Genomic DNA, 22,769 nt, shown 5'->3' on the forward strand with positions numbered 1-22,769 from the left:
TTCACCAATTAAACAAACTCAAGTATTATCTATTTCGGGCAGAAGTCTTATAGCGACACGCCGCGTTTCCAGGGAATAAAGTCATCCTGACCCAGTAGTTGCGCTTTTGTGATGCTTTTGCCGCTCGCTACTTCTATGATGTAATCCAGCATGGCCTCGCCCATTTCTTCAATGGTTTTCTCGCCTGCTATTACAGGGCCTGTATCTACGTCAATAATATCGGGCATGCGCTCAGCCAGTTTTGTGTTTGATGATACCTTGATGACAGGTGTGATCGGGTTGCCTGTGGGCGTGCCCAGTCCTGTTGTAAACAGCATCATATTGGCGCCGGAACCTGCCATGGCTGTGGTGCTCTCTACGTCGTTGCCGGGTGTGCAGAGCAGGTTCAGGCCTGGTTGCACAACATACTCGCCATAGTCAAGCACATCTGCCACTGGCGAAGTACCCCCTTTTTTAGCCGCGCCCGCCGATTTAATGGCATCTGTAATCAGGCCGTCTTTGATGTTGCCTGGGCTCGGGTTCATGTCAAAACCTGAACCAACAGCTTCAGCAGCATGGGCGTATGCGCGCATCAGGTGCACGAAGCGGTCGGCGGTTTTGTCGTCAACGCAGCGGTTAATTATTTCCTGCTCTACGCCGCACAGCTCCGGAAACTCAGATAGTATTGACTTGCCGCCCAGCGCCACTATAAGGTCCGACACGTGGCCAATGGCCGGGTTGGCCGAGATGCCCGAGAAACCGTCAGAACCGCCGCACTCCATGCCGATGACCAGTTTACTAAGTGGTGCAGGCTCGCGGGTTTGTTTGTTGGCTTCTACCAGCGCCAGGAACGTCTGGCGGATGGCCTGCGTGAGTAATTGCTGCTCGGTACCTTCTTTTTGCTGCTCCAGAATGATGAGTGGTTTGGAGAAGTTCGGGTTAAGCGCCTTGATGCGTTCTTCCAGAATCGGTACCTGGGCGTTCTGGCATCCGAGGCTCAGAACGGTGGCGCCTGCCACGTTGGGGTTGTGGATGTAGCCGGCCAGCAAGGCGCAAAGCATATCCGAATCCTGACGTATACCGCCGCAGCCGCCCTCGTGCGTCAAAAACTTAATGCCGTCGATGTTTTCAAAGACGCGGTGGCGTCCGTTGGGAGAGTTTGGCTGCAAAGGCAGCGTCGCAATTTCATCGGTTTTGCCAGCCTGGTAGAGTTCCACCATTTGCTGCACATATTCCTTGTAAAGATCCTGCTGCCCAAAGCCCAGATTCTCCATAAAGGCCTGCTTGATAGTTTCTACATTGCGGTTTTCGCAGAACACCAGCGGAATCACCAACCAATAGTTACCAGTACCCACCTGTCCGTCTGCCCGATGGAACCCCATAAACGACTTGTCTACCCACTTCGACACGTCAGGAGCTTGCCAGTCAATAGTTTTGGTCTTGCCAGTGAAGCCCGAAACCTGGTGCTTTACATTGCTTGTGGTCAGGATGCCGCCCGCAGGTATAGCCTCTGTGGCTTTCCCCACGAGTGAGCCATACATAATGATTTCCTGCCCTGCTGCCAGCGGCTGCTCCGCAAACTTATGTTTGGCAGGTATATTCGCTACTATTCCGATCTGCTTTCCATTAAATTCTACCACATCGCCTTCCCGCAAGTCGGTGAGGGCCACGAGTACATTGTCTTCCGGATGAATTTTTAATGTGTTGTGTGCCATGCTGGTTCAATTAGTTCTGTGCAATCGATTGCGCATTAGGACAAGTATACAAACTAAATTGGTAAAATGAAAATTTATACCTGCTGATAAGGTATAAATTTCAGAAAGAAATAAGGCAACCAGGTAATGAGGGAATACCAAAGCGATTTATGCTCTTTGGCCTGGCAACTGCGCTTGTTGCACTCGTCGGTAGTTGTGGCAGCTTATGTAAAATGCCGCTATATGGTAGGCACAATCACTAAAATAGAAGGTATAGGAAACCTTTTTAAAATAATTGATGTATATACATTTAAAGTCTATACATTTGTTGTAGATTTGCAGCAGAGAAACATTTAAAACAATTATAAAATTAAGATTATGGCAAACGTAAGATGGTCAGTTGACCCAACGCACAGCGAAGTACAGTTTAAAGTAAAGCACCTGATGATCACAACGGTGACAGGTTATTTCGAGAAGTTCACGGTTGAAGCGGAGAGCGAAGATGAGAATTTTAACGGAGCCGGCAACATTGTATTCACAGCCGATGTGAACTCGATCAGCACCAACAACGAGCAGCGCGACACGCACCTGAAGTCAGCCGATTTTTTTGATGCCGAGAATCATGGGGAAGTACGTTTTGTGGGTACACGCTACGAAAACGTGGGCGGTAACGACTATAAACTGCATGGCGATCTGACCATCCGCAACATAACCAAGCCGGTAACAGTGAATGTAGAGTTTGGCGGTACGGTAGTAGATCCTTACGGACAGCACAAAGCTGGTTTCACACTAACAGGCAAGATCAGCCGCAAAGAGTTCGGCCTGACTTGGAATGCCGTAACCGAAGCGGGCAGCGTGGTGGTAAGCGACGAGATCAAGCTGCAGGCTGAAATACAGTTGGTAAAGCAGGCCTAAGGCTAATCCAGTTGTCCTTTCGGATAGAATGAGAGATTTGGAGTAGTAGCGTTTTGAAATCCAGATTTCTCAGGGTTTGCTCGCTTCGACCAACGTTTCGGGTGTGTTTGAAATGACATGAAATTTTTCACCTCGCGTATACCTTGTAAGCGGTTAATTTATAATACCATGAAAGACAGAATCCTAGGGCTTCACCATATCACGGCTATTGCCGATTCGGCGAAAAGCAACCTGGACTTTTATACCCAAGTACTAGGGCTGCGGCTGCTCAAAAAGACGGTCAATTTTGATGATCCCGGCACATATCACCTTTATTATGGTGATGAGGCAGGCAGTCCGGGTACCATCCTGACTTTTTTTCCATACCAGGGCGCACGCCGTGGCAAGGCCGGCACAGGTATGGCTACGCACATCGGCTACGCCGTGCCCGAAGGTAGTTTTGATTTCTGGATGAAGCGCTTCGAGGAATATGGTGTGAGCTATGGTCGCCCTGCTGAGAAGTTTGGAGAGCAGTTCCTACCATTCCAAGATCCGGACGGCTTGTTGTTGGAGTTAGTGATTCCTAAGAATGCTGACAACCGCAAGCCCTGGCAAACGGAGGAAGTGAAGGCTGACGTGGCTACGAAAGGCTTCCACAACGTAACCCTGACTTTGCAAAAAGCCGAAAAGACAGCCGCTATTCTGACCGATATATTTGGCTATACCTTGCAGGACCAGACAGGCAGCAGCTACAGGTATAGCACCGATGCGGTGGAAGGCGCCAACATCATCGATATCGTAGAAAATCCGAATGTAAGTCGTGGCGAAGGCGGCGCAGGCACCAACCACCACATTGCTTTCCGGGTAAAAGACGAGGAAGTACTAATGCGATTCCGGGAGAAAGTGGCGGGCAAGGGTTTCAGCATCACCGAAAAGATAGACCGCAATTACTTCTACTCGCTTTACTTCCGTGAGCCGGGCGGCGTGCTGTTCGAGATTGCGACAGACAACCCGGGTTTTGCGATTGACGAACCGGTAGAAGAGCTGGGTCAGAAGCTTTTGCTGCCACCGCAGTACGAGCCGCACAGGTCTAAAATTGAGTCGGTATTGCCGAGTCTGGTTTAGGCTAATAAACAGAAACTGAACGAAAGGTATAGCATGTACACACACGAAAAGCAAATTCGCACGCAGGGCAAACCGCTGTCTGAAACAGGCAAGGCACTGATCCTGATACATGGGAGAGGGGCTACGGCAGCGAGCATACTGCCGCTGGCGCAGGAACTGGGTGCCGATGATTTCACGTGCTTCGCACCGCAGGCCACAAACAACATCTGGTATCCCTACAGCTTCATGGCACCGGCAGAGCAGAACCAGCCTGCTCTTGACTCAGCTCTGGAGTTGATCGACGAAACAGTGCAAGATATACTGGCGCAAGGTATAGGAAGTAAAGACATCTACCTGTCAGGTTTCTCTCAAGGCGCCTGTCTCACAGCAGAATACGCGAGTCGACATGCACAACGCTTTGGTGGTTTGCTGATCTTCACAGGCGGCCTGATCGGGCAGGAACTGAACACAGGCAACTACAAAGGCAATTTCGAAGGTACACCTGTGCTCATCTCGACTGGCGACCCGGACCCGCATGTGCCGGTAAGCAGGGTAGACGAAACCGTGAAGCAGCTGGAAAGTATGGGCGCAATAGTGACCCGTAAGGTATACCCGGGGCGTCCGCATACCATCCTGGACGAAGAACTGGAACTAGCCAGAAAGATACTGGCTTCCTAAGATTAGAGTTTGGCTAAAATTGAAAAAAGCTGAAAGCACCGCAATGGTTCGCTTTCAGCTTTTTTTGTGAAGAAGGACTAAGCTCTGTGGGTTTGACTACAGCAATCAGTTCAATTGCCTTTGTTGAGGAGAAATTGAGAGCGATTGGCTTCCTCCTGACGCCAGGAAATTTACCGGCGACTACTTTTCTTTATGTCATCGTGAAAGGATCTTGATTCAAGGAAGGTTAAGCAGTTGTTTTAATATACCCCTGCCCCTCAAGAAGAAAATCCCTAAGGCTGCTCAATTTCCGGTATAGCTTCGTAGAAAATACCACTGGCAGGTATAGCAAGATTAACTTGCACTGAAACTATGAAACAGATCGCTTTGCCAGGTGCACCCTTGACGATTTTGTGTTTGAGCGGTCAGCGAGTTTAAAAGCGTCTTGATCTTTTTGCTTACTGGGGGTAGGGGCTCTCTATTTTTTCATTATCGAGGGCCCCTACCCCCATCAAGGAAAAAAGTGAGTGCCCACCGCACAGGCGAAGCTATAAAACAAGTTAGTGTGCTATACCTGTAGCTCTGCTACGCTAGTTACAAATTGGCCCGTTGTACAACAACATTTGTGCTAGCACTAAACTAGCGATATGACCAACTATACCTGGTAGCACAACTCGCTATACCTGCCACAGCATTTCCTGCACAAGCCTAAGCTCCTTTAATTCTGACTCTCGTAACCGAAATCCTTAAACGTCTTGGAGATATTCTCGTCGCTTGCTTTATTCTTATTGCTCCAACTGGCATCAAGCTCCAATGCAACCAAGCCTTTCAGGTTCATCAGAGCCACAAAGTCATCGACATCTTTCAGAAACTCCGGCTTGCGGCGCGACGATTTGAGCGCATATTTACGGGCGAAAACATCGCCTTTGGTCTGCAGTTCGTTGCGCTTCTCGATGATGTAATTCAGACGTTCCACCAGGTCTTTGGTAGAGCGGCCGATTACCTCTGTAGCTTCCAGCGTGCCGATGGTCATGACGGTGGTGCCGCCGATGGTTGTGATCTTTTTGCTGGTGGACGGCTCGTCTATAATTACAGGGGCCACGCCGGTTACAGCACCCATAGAGGCGTTGGCGAGCGAGCGGCCTTTTTTGCCTTTGCGGGCACGGTTATACTTTTTCTTCAGGTCCTTTTCGGTTTCCTTGAGCTGCTCCATCAAATCCCAGGCACGCACCAGTGCAGCACGGTATTCGTTGTAGAGTTTCTGGTCTTTTTCGCCTTCGTTCACGGCGTTGAGAATTGTGAAAGACACGGTGCGCTCGTCGCGTTTGTTCGATTTGTCCAGCACAAAAAAAGTCATCTCGAAAGCCACTGAGTCGAGCGGGTCGCGCACAAAGTCGTAGCCTGGCTTCCAGATAAATTCGTACTGCGAAGGCGTATTTTTAACCAGGGCCGTAGCCGGCACAGTGGTATTCGTCGAGATAAAGTTAAAAGAAGCGATATCTGCCTCACCGTTCGGATCGTAGATCTGGAACTTGATGTTCACAGTAGCGTCCTCTTTATACTCAAAGCGCTTCTGCGATGGAATCATCTGCAGGGTAGGGGGCAGGTCCTGCTGCGTTACCTCTACTTTAAAAGAACCCTTTGTCCGTGCCTTGGCAGGCTGGTCTTCTACATAAAATTCCACCGAAATAGGCTTGTTGCGCAGGCGGTTGAACTGTGTGAGCGAAGGCTTCCAGGTAAACTCTCCCTGTGCCGATAACTTAGCTCCCTCGGGCATACCGTCGGCAATGGCCACAATAACAATAGGGTCCTCGTCTTCGTCCTGCACGGCTGCCGACTCAATAGTATACGTATTTTGGGTGTTGTAGCGCACATAGAGTGGTTTCAGTTCGCCAACCACCGGGGGGCGGTTTACGTGCTCTACCTTAAAGTCCACGACCTGGCTGGTGCTCTCGTCTTTTTCGTTGCGGGCCTCAAAGATCACCTGCAAGATGCGTCCGCCACTCAGGCGATCCACAAAGTCGTAGCTTGGCGTCCAGGAAAAATAACCGAGCGAGTCGAAGACCATGCCCTCGACCTTGCCTTGCTTGATGCTATACCTGAACTCCGTGCCCGTGCCGCCAGTGGCCTGCACTTCAAACTCGAGTTGCTGCCCTTCTTTGAGCACATTCCAGCCGGGGTCAGTCGGAAATTGCAGTTTGATGGCAGAAGACCTGGAAGATTTGCCGGAGGCTGCGTCCTGGGCAATTGCTTGGCTGATAAGGAGTACCAGAAGAGAAAAAAGAAGTAGACTCTTTTTCATATAAGGTGAATTGTGCAATAGGGTGCGTAGAGAATGCTTAAACGTTCTGTTGTCCTAAATATGGGACAGGGCTGGGGCTCCGGAATAGTACTAAAGCCGCCTGGTATTACAGCGTGACCTGAGGTAGCGAATGGTGGCTGCCGTTGCAAAGTGTGTGCTGTATGGATAATGGAGTTTGAACATGCTCTTTTAGAAGCCTCTAAGTTAGCAAAGACTTCTGCCTTTATCAAAGCCGCCCCTCCGCTAAAATTTTAAGTAGCTTTTTTTGAATTAGGATCAGGAGAAATGCTTTAGAAAATTGAACTATACCTATTCTTCTGGTATGGCTCGTTTTACTTTTACCCGCTTATGGACTGCCATCTGTATTTACCTGCCTGAAGATGATCACAACACGCGAAATTTATGAAAGCGGGCAGAGCCGTGCTATACCTGCACGTTGGTTTTACGGGTTATCAAAATGTTAATTGAGAAACGTTTTTAATGCATGTTTTTGCGGATTTGATAAAATAATATGCATAAAATTTGGTATATAGAAATAATTATGAGTTAATTAGTGAAGGAAATAGCCGAAATGCGATTGCAGGCTGCATAAAGTTGCGTATTTAGTTTCTCGCCAACCCTTGCAGAAGGAGAAGGCTACCAACGTAATCAAGTTACTATGTATAACTCCATTAAAGTAAAAGTGCTGGTAAACAGTGCGCTAGCCCTGCTCCTGACAGCAGGCGCATGCAAGGCGCCGCAGCAGCAGGAAACGGCAACGGCTGCGCAGAGCGGCACAACCGCAAAACCTGATGTTGCCCAGGCTCCCATCGTGACCGGCGCCGACCAGACCGAGGCCTACCTTCCATACCTGAAAGGCAAGCGCGTCGGGATGGTGGTGAATCCGACTTCAATTATCGGTGACAAGCTGAGTGTAGACAGTTTGCATGCGCTCGGGGTGAATATAGTAAAAGTATTTGGTCCGGAGCACGGTTTCAGAGGCGATGCCAGCGCCGGCATAAAAGTAGAGGATAGCGTGGACCCTGCCACAGGTATACCTGTGGTATCGCTTTACGGCAAACGCAACAAGCCCACTAAAGAAGACCTGGCCGATGTAGACCTTATGATCTTTGATATTCAGGATGTGGGTACCCGTTTCTATACCTATACTATTACATTGCACCGTGTGATGGAAGCCTGCGCCGAAAATGGAGTAGAGCTGATGGTATTGGACAGACCTAATCCGAACGGTTTTATGGTGGACGGTCCTATTCTGGAGCCGGAAAACAAATCGGGAATCGGCATACACCCTATACCTATCGCGCATGGCCTCACGGTGGGAGAGTTTGCCCAAATGATAAATGGCGAAAAGTGGCTGGCAAATGGCGTGCAGTGCAAGCTCAACATCGTAAAGGTGAAAAATTATGACCACGACATGCCTTATACCTTACCCGTATGGCCTTCGCCTAATCTAAACACACAACAATCCATTCTGCTATACCCTTCTACCTGTCTTTTTGAAGGTACAATTTTCAATCACGGACGTGGCACGCAGTTTCCTTTCACGGTAATGGGGCATCCGGCCATGAAGGATAAATACACCTTCAGTTATACCCCTATAAGTATAAAAGGAATGGCCGAAACACCGTTGCACCAGGACCAGGTCTGCTACGGACTTGATCTGCGAAATTACGATGTCAGCACGTTCCGGGAGACTGGCAGAATTAACCTGAGCTGGATGATCGAGCTTTACCAGGCTTACCCGGATAAAGAGCGCTTCTTCGACCAGTCGCAAAGCAATCAGATCGGTAACATTGACAGACTTGCGGGCACCAAAAAGTTTAAAGAGCAGATCATCGCAGGGGCCTCAGAAGAAGAGATTCGCCAGAGCTGGGAGCCAGGGCTGAGTCAGTATAAGCAAATGCGCAAAAACTACCTGCTATACCCTTGATGCCAAAGCGCTGCCAGATTGAAACATTTCGGGACCTGATTTTTTGAATCAATAGCCGGCTCAGGATCATGTGTTCTGTCTTATGACAGGATCTGCGCCCCGGAAATGCCCCGATAACAAGGTTTGCATCTTCCTGCAGCTATTTGATCAGTGAAATGATTCTTGCCGAATTGTGCGTTTTTGGATTAATGGTATAACATCAGATATAAGCATGCGTGCAGCTTTAAAGACAGTAGGAGCGGATATTAGTCGGATGATGCTTTAAATTGAAATAATTATTTAAAAATATATAAAAAATATTTAATTTTATATGCGTGAATTTGCGTCTTTACGTATAAGTATGTGTTGCTGCTTTTTTCTTTTTTAGTTAAAATCATTGCAATAACCTGTGCGCTGTTACCCTTTTTTATTAGTTTTAATTTGAGTTTAATGTATACCCGGATAATAAGGTGTGCTTGATACTAGCTAAATTGTATTATGCAAAGTTGTTTTGCCTTAGTACAGAGCCGGCGGTCTGGAAAGAATGAGTTTTATGTTTTACCTATTAACCTATAATCAATCAACCCACAATAATCTTAACCAATAGCCACGCAGTTATGATGAAAAAATTACACTGTTACCTATGGGGGATATGTTTCCTCCTGTTTCACTTTACAGCCAATGCCCAGAGCACGACTGTAACCGGCACGGTAACTGCCGCCTCCGACAATTCCCCGCTACCAGGTGTAACGGTAGCCGTTAAAGGCCAGCCGCGTGGTACGAATACCAACACGGATGGCAAGTTCTCTATTTCGGTAGCTCCAACTGATGTACTGGTGTTCAGCTTTATAGGTATGAAGCCCGCCGAGAGACCTGTAGGTACCAACACAGTAATCAATGTGGCCATGCAGGCGAATTCTGAAAGCCTGAGCGAAGTAGTAGTAACGGCCCTTGGTATCAAGCAGGAAAAGAAAGCCCTTGGTTATGCCGTAACAGAAGTTAAAGGATCTACCGTTGCCCAGACACAGCGCGAGAACTTTGTGAACGGCCTTGCCGGTCGTGTGGCGGGTGTGGAAGTAACCACTACTTCCGGCTTGCCAGGTTCTTCGTCTTCTATCATGATTCGTGGGGTAAGCTCGCTAAGCGGTAGCAACCAGCCACTGTATGTAGTAGACGGATTACCGATCAACAACAATACCTTTAACACAGCAGGCTTCGCTTCTTCTGCAAACTCTGCCACGTCACTTGATAACCGTTCAACTGACTTTACAAACAGAGGTGCCGACATCAACCCACAGGACATCGAGAGCATCACGATCCTGAAAGGCCCGGAAGCATCTGCTCTATATGGTATTGATGCTGCTTCAGGCGCTATCGTGATCACAACCAAAAGAGGTGTGGCCGGTACCAGCCAGATAGACTACAGCAACAGCTTTAGAATAGACCGTATCACGAAATTCCCTGAAATTCAGCAGGTATACGACAGAGGTTCTGGTGGTGTATCAGACGGAACAGAGAGCATCGTTTCTTATTTTGGCGCTCCTTTCCCTGAAGGAACACAGTTCTATGATAACGTAGACAATTTCTTCCAGACAGCCTTCACACAACGTCATAACCTGTCATACTCAGGAGGTTCAGAGAAAACACAATACCGTGTTTCCAGCTCTATTACAGATCAGGAAGGTTTTGTGCCAGGTACAGACCTGACCAGGTTGAACCTGTCTTCTGCCATTACATCCAAGCTGAATAAGTATATCTCTACTGATGTGTCTTTTAGCTATACCTACTCCGACAACAACTCTGCCTTTAAAGGTGCGGGTGGTCCGTTGCTGGGCTTGCTTAACTGGCCATCTAACGATGATGCCAGCATTTACCTGACGCCATCCGGAGAAAGAAGAGTTTTCTCGACCAGCTCAAGCGAAGTGGAAAACCCGTTCTTCAACATCAACAACAACACGATTAACGACGTTAACAACCGTTATATCACAAGTGCCAGAGTGACCATTGATCCAACCTCATGGCTGAAGTTTGTTGGTAACGTTGGTTTCGACTTCTCCACCGGTAAAATTACGATGGTGCGTCACCCGCAGTCTAACTACGGTGTGTCGAGAGGCGGTATCTTCGATCAGTCGCTGGACAACTCCCGTAACTTCAACGTGCAGTATTATGCGCAGTTAAACCGCTCTTTCCTGGGTGATAAATTCCACGCAGACCTTAAAGTGGGTAGCGAGGTAAGAGACCAGAACACTTATACGCAGGCTATCACCGGCGAACGTTTCCTGGCTCCAAACCTGTACTCAATTGAGAACACAGACGGAACAACACACAGAGGCAGAAACAGACTGTACCAGAGACGCCTGGTGGGTGCTTTCGGTAACCTGACGTTGAACTACAACGACTTGTTATACCTGAACCTGACCGGCCGTAATGACTGGAGCTCTACGTTGCCAGTTGAGAGCCGCTCATTCTTCTATCCATCTGCTTCCGTGAGCTTTATCTTTACTGAACTTGCACCATTTGCAGGTATAAGAGATGTACTGTCTTATGGTAAACTGAGAGGTTCTATTGCCCAGGTTGGTAAAGACGCCAGCCCATACAGCATCCGTGCCTTCCTGGAGCCTAAGGTTACAACAGGCGGTGGTTTTGGTTACGCCTTCACCGGCCCTAGCCCGAACCTGAGACCGGAGATGACGACTTCTTACGAGTTCGGTACGGAGATGAAGTTCTTTAACGACCGTATCGGTATCGACGCGACTTACTTCAACAAGAAGTCAGTAGACCAGATCGTGCGTGACATGCGACTGAGCTATGGTACAGGTTTCGTACTGCAGGCTTTCAACGCCGGTGAGATGAAAACCGAAGGTATAGAGTTGCAGTTTAACGCAACGCCTGTCGTTTCGCAGGACTTCCAGTGGGATGTGTTGGCTAACTTCACGCACCTGTGGAGCGAATTGCTTACCCTGCCATCAGGTGTGAACGAGTTCTATTTGTCAGATACCTGGCTGTACGGAAACGTGCGTAACGGTGCAAGACCAGGTGGTCCGCTTACCACATTCACTGGTTTTGACTACGAGCGTAACGACAAAGGCGAATTGCTGATCAACCCATCAAACGGCTACCCTGTAAGAAACACAACTGATTGGGTCGTAGTAGGCGACCGTCAGCCAGACTTCACAGTTGGTCTGTCAAACAGCTTCCGTTACAAGAATTTCTCCCTTAACTTCCTGTTGGATTTCAGAAAAGGTGGAGACATCTACAATGGTACCGAGCACTTCCTGACTGCTCGTGGTCTGAGCAAGAGAACGCTCGATCGTAATGAGCCGGTTGTATTCCAGGGTGTAATGAAAGATGGTCTGGAGAACACAGACAATCCAACCCGTAACACGATCACAATCGATCCTTCCCGTGACGCGAACTTCTGGTCTACTACGTTTGGGCTTCCTGAAGTTGATTTCATCGAAAAAGACATCAACTGGGTACGTATGCGCGATATCACACTTAACTATAACCTTGGTTCAACAGCGCTGCTTAGAAACGCGAAGTTCATCAAGTCAGGTAGTGTGTTCGTGACAGCAACGGACCTGTTTATTCTGACCAACTACTCTGGCCTGGACCCTGTGGTAAATGGTAACTCTGCAGCCGTTGGCGGTAGTGGTGGTGCCGGTTTCGACTACGGTAACTTCCCAATGCCAATGGGTATTAACTTCGGTGTAAACATTGGATTTTAATTAAGGAGCAATGAAAAAGAGAGAAAAATCAATGAAGAAGATATTTTTTGCGTCTTTATTAACCGCGGGCCTGTTTGCTACAACCAGCTGCGAAAGTTACCTGGACGTAAACACCAACCCGAACGGACCGGATCAGGTAGTGGCCCCGCAATTCTATTTGCCGGCCATACAGTCCGAGCTTGCTTTGGGCGTACAGTTTGATGCGCGCTACTTAGGCAAGTATGTACAGAACTGGAACCACATCTCGGCAAACGATGTGTGGGATCAGCATGGTTTTGTTGCCAGTAGTGATGCTTCTGGTCAGCTTTGGAGAGCTATCTACTACAGCATGGGCGCCAACCTGACGGATATGATCGCGAGAGCGGAGCAGGAAGAGAAGTGGGATTTTGCAGGCGTAGGCTACGTGTTAAGAGCTTTCGGCTGGCAGATCCTGACGGATTACCACGGAGAGGTGATCGTGTCGCAGGCGTTTGAGCCAGGCAGAACCAGCTTCGATTACGATACGCAGGAAGAGATTTACGCAGAGGTAAGACGCCTGACCATGCTGGCTATCCAGAACCTGGAAAGAACAGATGGTAACGTAGCGAATTCTCAGCTGAACAGAGGAGACCTGATCTATGGTGGCGACCGTACCAAATGGCTTAAGTTTGCCTATGGTTTGCTGGCTATCAACGAGCATCACCTGAGCAACAAGGCTTCCTACAATCCTGACAAAGTGATTGAGTACGTTAACAAGTCACTGGCAAGTAACGCGGATGATGCATCTGTTCGCTTCGAAGGAGCCGTGTCGAACGATACGAATTTCTTTGGCCCGAGAAGAGGTAACCTGAACACCTTCCGTCAGTCTAAGTTCATTGTAAGCCTGCTGGATGGTACCAACCCATCGCTTCGCGACGAGGCACTTATCGGTCAGGACCCTATGGAATTATTTGCTGACCAGCACATGAACGACCCACGCTTACCGGTGATGCTGTCACAGGCTCCGGATGGCGAGTACAGAGGCGTAACTCCAACTGTAGGTGTAACAGAGTATGAGGTAGCGAAGCGTCCAAGAAACCTTTGGAACACGCCTACCGATGTGGTACCAGCCACTACTCCGAACAAATACCTGTTTGGTAACAACGAGCGCTTCCCGATCATGACTTTCTCACAGCTTCAGTTCATCAAGGCAGAGGCTGCGTTTATCAAAGGAGATAAGCAAACCGCACTGGATGCTTATACCCAGGGTGTGAAATCTCACCTTGACTTTGTGCAGCGCTACGTGGTAAATGACTCCAACACACCAGAAGACGAAGCAGCTGTTTATACCCAGAGAAGACAGGCGTATGAGGCCAGCGAAGAACTGATTCCTACCAGCCCGGCAACGTTGACATTGCAGAAGATCATGCTGCAAAAGTATATCGCGCAGTGGGGTTGGGGCTTTGTGGAGACCTGGTCTGACCTTAGAAGATATGACTATAGCGGTGAAGTGTTTACCGGCTTTGAATTGCCGAATCCACTGTATGGCCTGAACCAGGGCCAGCCAGCACAGCGCTTCAGACCGAGATATAACTCTGAGTATATGTGGAATGTTAGTGCATTGGAAAAAGTAGGCGGTCTTAACCAGGATTACCATACTTATGAGATGTGGTTCACTAAAGAATAAGCAGAAATTAAGATGAAGAATTTAGCAATAAAATCATTAGCGATACTGGCAACAGGATTCTTCCTGAGCGCCTGCGAAGAAAATGCGATTGAAGAGCATTATGAACCGGTAACTGCGGGTGCACACATTAAGCTGGTCCACGCGGCGCAGCAAGCCCCAATGGTGAACATGTACCTCGATAACAGCAAGATCACGGCACTGGCTCCTACCAGCGGAGGAATTGTAACAGGCCTGAGCTATGGCGGTACGGCTGTTTTCCCGGCTTCGTATGGCTATGCCAACGTGTCAGGGGGCAGTTACAACCTGCAGATAATTGATACTACATCAGCAAGAGGATCTGCCGACGTGGTTTCTAATGCACCTGTCAACCTGAACAACGGGGCAACTTATTCTGCCTTTTTGATTGGTAAAGCAGGAGCCTTTGAAACCCTGCTGGTGCAGGACGAGCTGCCAGTTCCTAACAACGCAAAAGCCTATATCCGCTTTGTGAATGTGATGGTGGACGCTCCTACTAACTTTGACGTGAAGGCTGTTCGCAAAGCCACTGTCGAAACACCGGAGACAGTTATCACGGTTGGAACCAACATTGCTTACAAAGGTAATACCGCTTATGTAGAGATAGAACCAGGCACTTATGATTTTCCGATATACGCTGCCGGTTCTGAAACACCTTACACCACCATGACTGGCGTTGCGCCAACAGGAGGCCGGGTATACACGCTCTATACCAGAGGTGATTATACCTTAACACCAGCCACTTCCAACCGAGTGTTGATAAGAGACAGGTAACTTCTGCAATGCCCGGAGTAGTTGTACTCCGGGCATTGTTAATATGCTTGCAATTTGCCGGCACTGAAATGTAAATAGTGATAGATTAGCTTACGAATAGTTTTCTTACCATGAAAGAGCCCCTCCTTTACTAAACCTATCGGAGGGCTTTTTTTTAGCCACCCCTATACCCAACCGGAACAATGATTAGAAACTTTACACTTTTAACCATGCTGCTGCTTAGCTCAGTCAGCCTTTTTGCCCAAGTTACAAAGCAACCCCCAAAACGTGAGTTCAGAGGCGTCTGGATCGCCACCGTGCAGAATATCGACTGGCCCTCTAAACCAAAGCAGGGCATAGACTCACAACAGCAGATGCAGGAACTGGTCGATATTTTCGACTCCCACCAGAAAACAGGTATAAATGCGGTGATGCTGCAGGTGCGCCCATCAGCCGACGCCTTTTATGCCAAAGGACGTGAGCAGTGGAGTATGTTCCTGACCGGCAAGCAAGGTACGCTGCCCGAGCCGTTTTACGACCCTTTGGAGTTTGCCATCGAAGAGGCACACAAGCGCGGCATGGAACTGCACGCCTGGATCAACCCTTACAGAGCATCCACCAGCCTGGCTGACTCATTGGTAAGCAGCGAGCACATCTCCCGCATTCAGCCTGACTGGTTCTTTACCTACGGCGACAAAAAATACTTTAACCCCGGCCTGCCCGAGGTGCGCCACTACCTCGTGGATGTGATCATGGATGTGGTGCGCAACTACGACATCGATGGCATTCACTTCGACGACTACTTTTACCCCTACCCAGGTAAAACCGCCCTGCCCGACTCGATTACTTACATGCTACACAAACAAGGTATAGCAAACCTAGAAGACTGGCGCCGCAACAACGTGGACCAACTGATCAAAGACCTGTCAGTAGAAATAAAGAAAGAAAAGAAGCATGTGAAGTTCGGTGTCAGCCCCTTTGGCATCTGGCGCAACAAAACCCAAGACCCGATGGGTTCGGAGAGCAACGGCCTGTCAGGGTATAGCGCTTTGTATGCCGATGCCCGCAAATGGGTGCAGGAAGGCTGGGTCGATTATATTAACCCGCAGCTCTACTTCCCCTTTGGCCATACCCCGGCGCCTTACGACAAACTGCTTGACTGGTGGGCTGCCAACTCCAACGGAAAACATGTATACATAGGTCAGGGTGCCTACCGTGCCATGGAAGACCGCGAGGGCTGGCGTGACCGGCAGCAACTGCCCAACCAGGTGCGTTACCTGCGTGAAAACCCACGGGTACAGGGCAGTGTGTACTTCAGTTCGCGCTCGCTCACCAACAACCTGGCAGGTTTCCGCGATTCGCTGCAGCATGACCTGTACCGTTATCCTGCCCTGCAGCCTGTCATGCCCTGGTTAGGTATGGCCAAGCCGGCCAAGCCCGTGAGTCTGCGCGAAGACAAATTCCTGCTCGTTCTCCCTCGTCTGCGCAAAGCAATTATCAGATGGGATTACCCGGATCAGGAAGAGGATGTGTATGGTTTTGTGGTATACCGTTTCGATGAGAATGAGCCGATCAACCTCGAGCATGCCCGCAACATACGCCACATTCAGTTTAACGATTACGAGATGGGCTTCTATGACGAGACGGCCGAACGCGGAAAGACTTACAAATACGTGGTTACTTCGATCGACCGCCTCAAAAATGAGAGCGCTCCTTCTAATGTATACCTGAAAAAGCTGCACTAAGGTGGAGGCTTCCATAGTATAACCAAAATGTCCTGTAAAAGCGCGAAAACATGAACAGCAAAAAGACAATACTAACCCTGGCCCTAGCTGCCCTGATCGTGACGGCCAATGCCATCGCTTTTTCCAACAAGGCCACTCCTGATTTTGAAGAAGCAGGTATAGCCGCCAAAGGGCCGGCCTGGATTCGCATTAATCAATTGGGCTATACCCCGGCAGGTATAAAGGTAGCCGTATGGGGAAGCAAGTCGAAAGGAAAACTAAAGCGTTTCCAGCTGGTCGATGCAGCCTCTGGCCAAGTGGTATACAAAGGCAAGGCTGGTCAGGCTTTCGGGGCATACGGTCCGTTTGAGGAATCTTACCGACTGCAGTTCACGGAATTCAACAAGCCGGGTACTTACTTCCTACAGGCCGGTGCTGCCAAATCGCCGGAGTTTCGGATTGGTGAGGACGTGTACAAAGGTACAGCTGACTTTGCGCTGCGCTACATGCGACAGCAGCGCAGCGGCTTCAACCCATACCTGAAAGACTCCTGCCACACCGCCGACGGCTATACCATGTATGGTCCGATGCCCGACAGCACCATCATTGATGTGTCCGGCGGCTGGCACGATGCTTCGGATTACCTGCAGTATGCGACCACATCAGCTAACGCTACTTACCACCTGCTGGCAGCCTACCGCGATTTCCCGGGTGTATTTACCGACAAGCACCAAGCCAATGGACTGGAAGGAACGAATGGCGTGGCTGATGTGCTGGACGAGGCGAAATGGGGACTGGATTGGCTCCTGAAATTACATCCGCGCGAAGACTGGCTGTTCAATCAACTGGCCGATGACCGCGACCACGAGAAAATGCGCCTGCCAAACCACGATAGTGTAGATTACGGGATGGGGCGTGCACGTCCGGTATACTTTGCTACCGGCGAACCACAGGGATTGGGCAAGTTCCAGAACCGCGCGACAGGTGTGGCTTCTACAGCCGGTAAATTTGCAAGCGCCTTCGCCCTGGCTTCGCAACTCTATGATACAAAGGACAAGCAATTGGCCACGTTGTTCGGGCAAAAAGCCAGATCAGCTTACCAACTCGGACTCAACAAGCCGGGTGTCAGCCAGACCGCTCCGAACCGTGCCCCTTACTTTTATGAAGAAGACAGCTGGGTAGACGACATGCAGCTGGGTGCTGCAGCGCTTTATCAGTTAACCGGAAAGCAGGAATTCTTTAAGCAGGCTTATGATTTTGGTCTTCAGGAGAAGGTAACCCCCTGGTTGGGCGCCGATACGGCCCGTCACTACCAGTGGTATCCATTCCACAACTTCGGGCACTTTGAGCTGGCCAAGAAATCGGATGAAAAGACAAAGGCGGAGCTGATTGGTTTCTACAAGGAAGGTATAGAGCGGGTATACGCCAAGGCAAAGAACAACGCATTTTACAGGGGCGTGCCTTTTATCTGGTGCTCCAACAACCTGACCACTTCTTTTACGATCCAGAGTTTTCTGTACCGCCAAATGAGTGGCGACCAAACCTATGCTGAACTCGAGCAGGCCAACTTCGACTGGCTCTTCGGGCTGAACCCGTGGGGAACAAGCATGGTTTACGGCCTGCCCGCCAACGGCGACACACCCGTAGATCCGCACTCGGCCTTCACCTACCTGCACAAATTCCCGATTGACGGCGGCTTGGTCGATGGTCCTGTTTATGGCAACATCTACAATAACCTCATCGGCATACATCTGTACGAGCCAGACGAGTACGCCGAATTCCAGTCTGACCTGGTGGTATACCACGACGATTACGGTGACTACAGTACCAATGAGCCGACGATGGACGGGACCGCTTCGCTGATATACCTGCTGGCAGCCAAAGAGTATAGCTCACAGGAGGGGAGACAGGCAAAAAAGTAATAGTCGACAGCCACGGAGCGATTATCCGGGGCGACACGACTGCCCGACAAATTGCGCTGATCTTTACCGGAGATGAGTTTGCAGACGGAGGCGAGGTCATCAGCAGAGCGCTGAAGAAACACCAGGCCAAAGCCTCCTTCTTTCTCACGGGTCGCTTTTACCGGAATCCGGCTTTCAAAACTTTGATTGGGGATCTGAAAAACGACGGGCATTACCTGGGAGCGCATTCTGACGAGCACCTGCTTTACTGTGACTGGACAAAACGGGACAGTCTGCTAGTGACACAGCGACAGTTCAGCGAAGACCTGCAGAAAAATTACGAGCGTATGGAAACCTTTGGCGTGAAGAAGTCGGACGCGCCTTACTTTCTGCCGCCTTACGAATGGTACAACCGCAGCATTACTAACTGGACAGAAGCGGAAGATTTGCAACTGGTGAACTTTACTCCGGGCACCCGCTCCGCCGCCGACTATACCTACCCCGAGATGGGAAACAGGTATGTGGACTCGGAAACAGTACTGCAGTCTATCCTGAGGTATGAGGCGAAAGACAGGAACGGAATGAACGGCTTTATGTTGCTTTTGCACATCGGCACAGACCCAGAAAGGGAGGATAAGTTCTACCACCGGCTGGACGAAATGCTGACCATACTGAAACAGAAAAACTATCAATTTGTGCGGCTGGACGAGTTGCTGGAGCAAAGCAAGTAATGACAGCGTAGTGCGCTATACCTGCGTTTTAAAAAAACAGAACCGGATGAAAAAAATACTGATACTGGTGTGTGCCCTTGCCGGGTTGATGAGTTGCCAAAAGCCGGCAGTTACTTCTGATGCGCCGCTTATACCGGAAGGTATAACGTTTCTGTCGCGGGAGGAGTGGGGCGCCAAGGCACACGTGCTGCCGATGCGGCCGCATCAGCTGACAAGGCTGACGATCCATCATACCGGCGTGCCGCAACTGTTCGACCGCAGCCTGGCGGATAAGCTGCGCAATCTGCAGAAATTCTCACAGGAGGATAGCCCTTTGGCAGATGGTCGCATGAAACCGGCCTGGGCTGATGTGCCTTATCACTTATATGTAGATGTACATGGAGCGGTAGGCGAGGCGCGGGACCTGAACTACGCCGGCGACTCCAATACCAGTTACGACCCGGCTGGCCATCTGCTGGTAGTGGTAGAGGGAAACTTTGAAAAGGAGGCCATTACCGAGGCGCAGATGAAGACGCTTGAGAAACTGGTGCCAGCCCTGGCCAGGCGCTATGCTATACCTGCCGACAGCCTGGGTGCGCACAAGGATTTTGCCCAAACCACCTGCCCCGGCGCCGGCCTGTATTCGGAACTGCCGCGCTTCAGACAACTGATTAAAGGCAACTAGGCATGATGCGCAATAGTTCTGTTGCGGGTTTTTGCAGGTATAGCAAAAGATAAAAAGCACTTATTTGCGTGTTTTTGCCGATTTATGAAAAAAACATGCTAAATAATTTGGACTAATGAAATATGGTCATTATTTTTAACATAAATAAAGGGACAGTATTCGTTTTGCCCATGCGCTTTTGTGCGGTTTTCTGCGCTAGTTCTCCAATCATAAGCTGCATGGGCAGGATGGGTACATTTTTGGGTTAATCTTGCTGGGTCCTTTTGTTTTACCAATGCCTTGAATCAATGAAAATACAAAGGTATGTAGCGTTCATCGCTCTAGTCCTGGTTTCTACACTTTGCCAGGCACAATCATTTCAGTTCGCCTTTGTATCCGATACGCATATCGGCAACCCCACCGCACAGGAAGACCTCGAGCGCACCATCGCCGACATCAACGCCAACCCCAGTCTTGAGTTTGTGGTCATCACCGGTGATATCACCGAGTTTGGTTCTGATGAAGAGCTGAAACTGGCCAAACAGATCTTCGACACACTCAAAAAGCCCTGGTACATTGTACCCGGCAACCACGACACCAACTGGTCGGAAAGTGGTAGCAACAGCTTTCGGGTAGTTTTCGGGGCCGAAACATTTGCATTTACACACAAGGGTTATCTTTTTGCCGGCACCGGTTCGGGACCAAACATGCGCATGGGGCCCGGGCAGATCCCGCGCGAGCACATTGTGTGGCTCGACTCTGTGTTCACCCACATGCCTAACCCCGACATGCCGGTGGTTTTCCTGAATCACTATCCGCAGGATTCTTCGCTCAACAACTGGTACGACGTGACCGACAGGCTGCGCACCCGCAACACCCAACTCATTCTGCATGGCCACGGCCACAACAACAGGGAGTATCGCTACGATGGTATACCTGCTGTGATGGGCCGCTCTAATCTACGGGCCAAAGAAGAAGTAGGCGGGTATAATATCGTGACATTTTCCAACGGAAAAGCCGGGTTTGAGATCAGGAAACCAGGTATAGAAACCCTGCCGAAATGGATAGAAGTGCCGCTGGTGAAGCATGATTTTGCTAAGGACCCGACCAGGCACCACCGACCGTCTTTTGCTATAAACAAGCTATACCCGAACGTGAAACTGGTTTGGGAATATCAGGATGACAGCGATGTGGGGGCAGGTACGGCTGCGTACAAAAACCTGGTGATCGCCACCAACACAACCGGCCGGATCTACGCCCTCGACCAGAAAACCGGCGAGCGCAAGTGGACTTACCGCACCAATGGCAAGATCTACTCGACACCGGCTGTGGCCAATGGCTATGTGGTAGTGGGCTCGTCGGATAACAACATCTACTGTCTTTCGGCCAAAACAGGAAAACTGGTATGGAAATTCGCGGCTGACCGGCCTGTGCTCGGCTCGCCGCTGATTGAGAAAGGTATAGCTTACATCGGTGCATCGGATGGCCATTTTCGGGCACTTGACCTGAAAACCGGTAAATTGCTGTGGGATTTTGACCAAGTGAACAACTTTGTGGTGACGCAGCCATTGCTTTACCAGGGCAGGGTATACTTCGGCAGCTGGGGCAATGAGTTTTATGCCCTCGATGCGAAAACAGGGCAGCTTGCTTGGAAATGGAGCAATGGCTCCAGCAACCGCATGTTCTCCCCGGCTTCGTGCTACCCGGTGGCCGCCAATGGCCGTATTTTTATCGTCGCCCCCGATCGTTTCATGACGTCACTGGATGCCAACACGGGCGAAGTGATATGGCGTGAGCAAATGAAAAAAGGCCGCGTGCGCGAGTCGATGGGCATTTCGAATGATGGCAGTCTTGTTTATGTAAAAACGATGGAAGGGCAGGTATACGGCGTTTCCACGTCTGCCAACAACCTGCAGGTAGACTGGAAATCGACGCTGCAGCTGCCTTACGAACTGGCCCCTTCGGCTATTATCGAACACAACAATGTCGTATTGGTGCCATCTCACTCAGGCCTGGTCAGCGCACTTGATCGCCGGAAGGGGGAGGTACTTTGGAAATACAAAAGTTCAAACAGTCTCATGAACCCGGTGATGCCCCTCGGCAAAAACAGGGTAGTAGTGAGCACAATGGATGGGAAAATCGTTTGCCTGGAGTATAAGCCTGCCAAATAAGGTATAGCAACAGGTATAGCGATTGATTAAGAAGGATTTATTTAAAACAAAACATGGAGATTACAACCGAGAAAGACTCGAACTATAACAACCTGGAAAAGATGTCGGTGAGGGAAGTGCTGGAGAACATTAACCGGGAAGATAAAAGCGTACCCCTTGCTGTAGAAAAGGCGATTCCGCAAATAGAGAAACTGGCCGAAGTAGTAGCCGACCGCATGAAAAAAGGTGGCAGACTGTTCTACATCGGTGCCGGTACAAGCGGCCGACTGGGCGTGGTGGATGCATCTGAGTGCCCGCCGACCTTCGGTGTGCCATTTGACATGGTGGTAGGTCTGATTGCCGGTGGTGACACAGCCATCCGCAAAGCGGTGGAGTTTGCCGAAGATGACATGGAGCAGGCCTGGGAAGACCTCAAAGAATACGCCCTCGACGAGCATGACGTGATTGTAGGTATAGCCGCTTCAGGCACAACGCCTTACGTGATCGGTGGTCTGCGCATGGCCAATGAGTATGGCCTGGCGACTGGCTGTATCGTGTGTAACACGGGCAGTCCGGTGGCTGCAGAAGCACAATACCCGGTAGAAGTGGTAGCAGGTCCTGAGTTCGTGACGGGCAGCACCCGCATGAAAGCCGGCACCGCTCAAAAGCTGGTACTCAACATGCTCAGCACTACAGTGATGATCCAGCTGGGCCGCGTGCGTGGCAACAAAATGGTCGACATGCAGCTGACGAACCACAAACTATACCACCGCGGCGTGCGCATGGTCATGGCGGAGACGGGTGCAGATGAAGCAACTGCATCTGTTTTGCTGGAGAAGCACGGCAGTGTGCGGAAAGCAGTGGCAAGCGTGCAGGTTTCGAAGTAGGGCCGAACATTACTGTCTTTCCGGCAAAACTTAGTAACTTACAATCATGTGCG

General features: G+C 49.9%; 15 protein-coding genes. 13 read left to right on the top strand and 2 right to left on the bottom strand.

Annotation, left to right across the window (positions count from 1 at the left end; all coding sequences use genetic code 11):
* Window positions 1-47 precede the first annotated feature (47 nt).
* On the bottom strand, window positions 48-1,694 hold the full coding sequence (locus K3G39_RS05315) for a UxaA family hydrolase (protein WP_220625147.1): 1,647 nt from the start codon (window positions 1,692-1,694) through the stop codon (window positions 48-50).
* 357 nt (window positions 1,695-2,051) lie between these two features.
* Between K3G39_RS05315 and K3G39_RS05320 the strand changes: the two genes are divergently transcribed.
* The 3 genes from K3G39_RS05320 (at window position 2,052) to K3G39_RS05330 (ending at window position 4,349) form a co-directional block, all read left to right on the top strand.
* On the top strand, window positions 2,052-2,588 hold the full coding sequence (locus K3G39_RS05320) for a YceI family protein (RefSeq protein WP_220625148.1): 537 nt from the start codon (window positions 2,052-2,054) through the stop codon (window positions 2,586-2,588).
* Window positions 2,589-2,756: 168 nt separating this feature from the next.
* Window positions 2,757-3,692, top strand: coding sequence for a ring-cleaving dioxygenase (locus K3G39_RS05325; RefSeq protein ID WP_220625149.1), 936 nt, complete (start codon window positions 2,757-2,759; stop codon window positions 3,690-3,692).
* A 33-nt stretch (window positions 3,693-3,725) separates the two neighbouring features.
* Window positions 3,726-4,349, top strand: a complete 624-nt coding sequence (locus K3G39_RS05330) for an alpha/beta hydrolase (RefSeq protein WP_220625150.1) — start codon at window positions 3,726-3,728, stop codon at window positions 4,347-4,349.
* 697 nt (window positions 4,350-5,046) lie between these two features.
* Here the strand turns inward: K3G39_RS05330 and K3G39_RS05335 are convergent.
* A complete protein-coding gene (locus K3G39_RS05335) occupies window positions 5,047-6,630 on the bottom strand; it encodes a hypothetical protein (protein WP_220625151.1) in 1,584 nt (527 codons plus the stop codon).
* A gap of 658 nt (window positions 6,631-7,288) precedes the next feature.
* On the opposite strand from K3G39_RS05335, the gene K3G39_RS05340 reads away from it, so the two are divergent.
* From K3G39_RS05340 to murQ, 10 genes are all read left to right on the top strand, one after another.
* Complete coding sequence (locus K3G39_RS05340; RefSeq protein WP_220625152.1) at window positions 7,289-8,560, top strand: exo-beta-N-acetylmuramidase NamZ domain-containing protein; 1,272 nt, start codon at window positions 7,289-7,291, stop codon at window positions 8,558-8,560.
* A gap of 596 nt (window positions 8,561-9,156) precedes the next feature.
* Window positions 9,157-12,267: a SusC/RagA family TonB-linked outer membrane protein gene (locus tag K3G39_RS05345; protein ID WP_255594016.1), complete on the top strand. Its 3,111-nt coding sequence runs from the start codon at window positions 9,157-9,159 to the stop codon at window positions 12,265-12,267.
* A 31-nt stretch (window positions 12,268-12,298) separates the two neighbouring features.
* Window positions 12,299-13,912: a SusD/RagB family nutrient-binding outer membrane lipoprotein gene (locus tag K3G39_RS05350; protein WP_220625153.1), complete on the top strand. Its 1,614-nt coding sequence runs from the start codon at window positions 12,299-12,301 to the stop codon at window positions 13,910-13,912.
* A gap of 12 nt (window positions 13,913-13,924) precedes the next feature.
* Window positions 13,925-14,701: a DUF4397 domain-containing protein gene (locus K3G39_RS05355; RefSeq protein WP_220625154.1), complete on the top strand. Its 777-nt coding sequence runs from the start codon at window positions 13,925-13,927 to the stop codon at window positions 14,699-14,701.
* A gap of 182 nt (window positions 14,702-14,883) precedes the next feature.
* Window positions 14,884-16,425, top strand: a complete 1,542-nt coding sequence (locus tag K3G39_RS05360) for a glycoside hydrolase family 10 protein (protein ID WP_220625155.1) — start codon at window positions 14,884-14,886, stop codon at window positions 16,423-16,425.
* Between the two features lie 50 nt (window positions 16,426-16,475).
* Complete coding sequence (locus K3G39_RS05365) at window positions 16,476-18,326, top strand: glycoside hydrolase family 9 protein (protein WP_255594017.1); 1,851 nt, start codon at window positions 16,476-16,478, stop codon at window positions 18,324-18,326.
* A 110-nt stretch (window positions 18,327-18,436) separates the two neighbouring features.
* Window positions 18,437-19,036, top strand: a complete 600-nt coding sequence (locus K3G39_RS20750; protein WP_255594046.1) for a polysaccharide deacetylase family protein — start codon at window positions 18,437-18,439, stop codon at window positions 19,034-19,036.
* A 46-nt stretch (window positions 19,037-19,082) separates the two neighbouring features.
* A complete protein-coding gene (locus K3G39_RS05370; protein WP_220625156.1) occupies window positions 19,083-19,700 on the top strand; it encodes a peptidoglycan recognition family protein in 618 nt (205 codons plus the stop codon).
* A gap of 287 nt (window positions 19,701-19,987) precedes the next feature.
* Window positions 19,988-21,850, top strand: a complete 1,863-nt coding sequence (locus K3G39_RS05375) for a PQQ-binding-like beta-propeller repeat protein (protein WP_220625157.1) — start codon at window positions 19,988-19,990, stop codon at window positions 21,848-21,850.
* Between the two features lie 53 nt (window positions 21,851-21,903).
* Window positions 21,904-22,716, top strand: a complete 813-nt coding sequence (gene murQ, locus K3G39_RS05380) for an N-acetylmuramic acid 6-phosphate etherase (protein ID WP_220625158.1) — start codon at window positions 21,904-21,906, stop codon at window positions 22,714-22,716.
* The last annotated feature ends 53 nt before the right edge of the window (window positions 22,717-22,769 follow it).

Origin of the sequence: Pontibacter sp. HSC-14F20 (assembly GCF_019599265.1) — a bacterium.
Classification (GTDB): Bacteria; Bacteroidota; Bacteroidia; order Cytophagales; family Hymenobacteraceae; genus Pontibacter.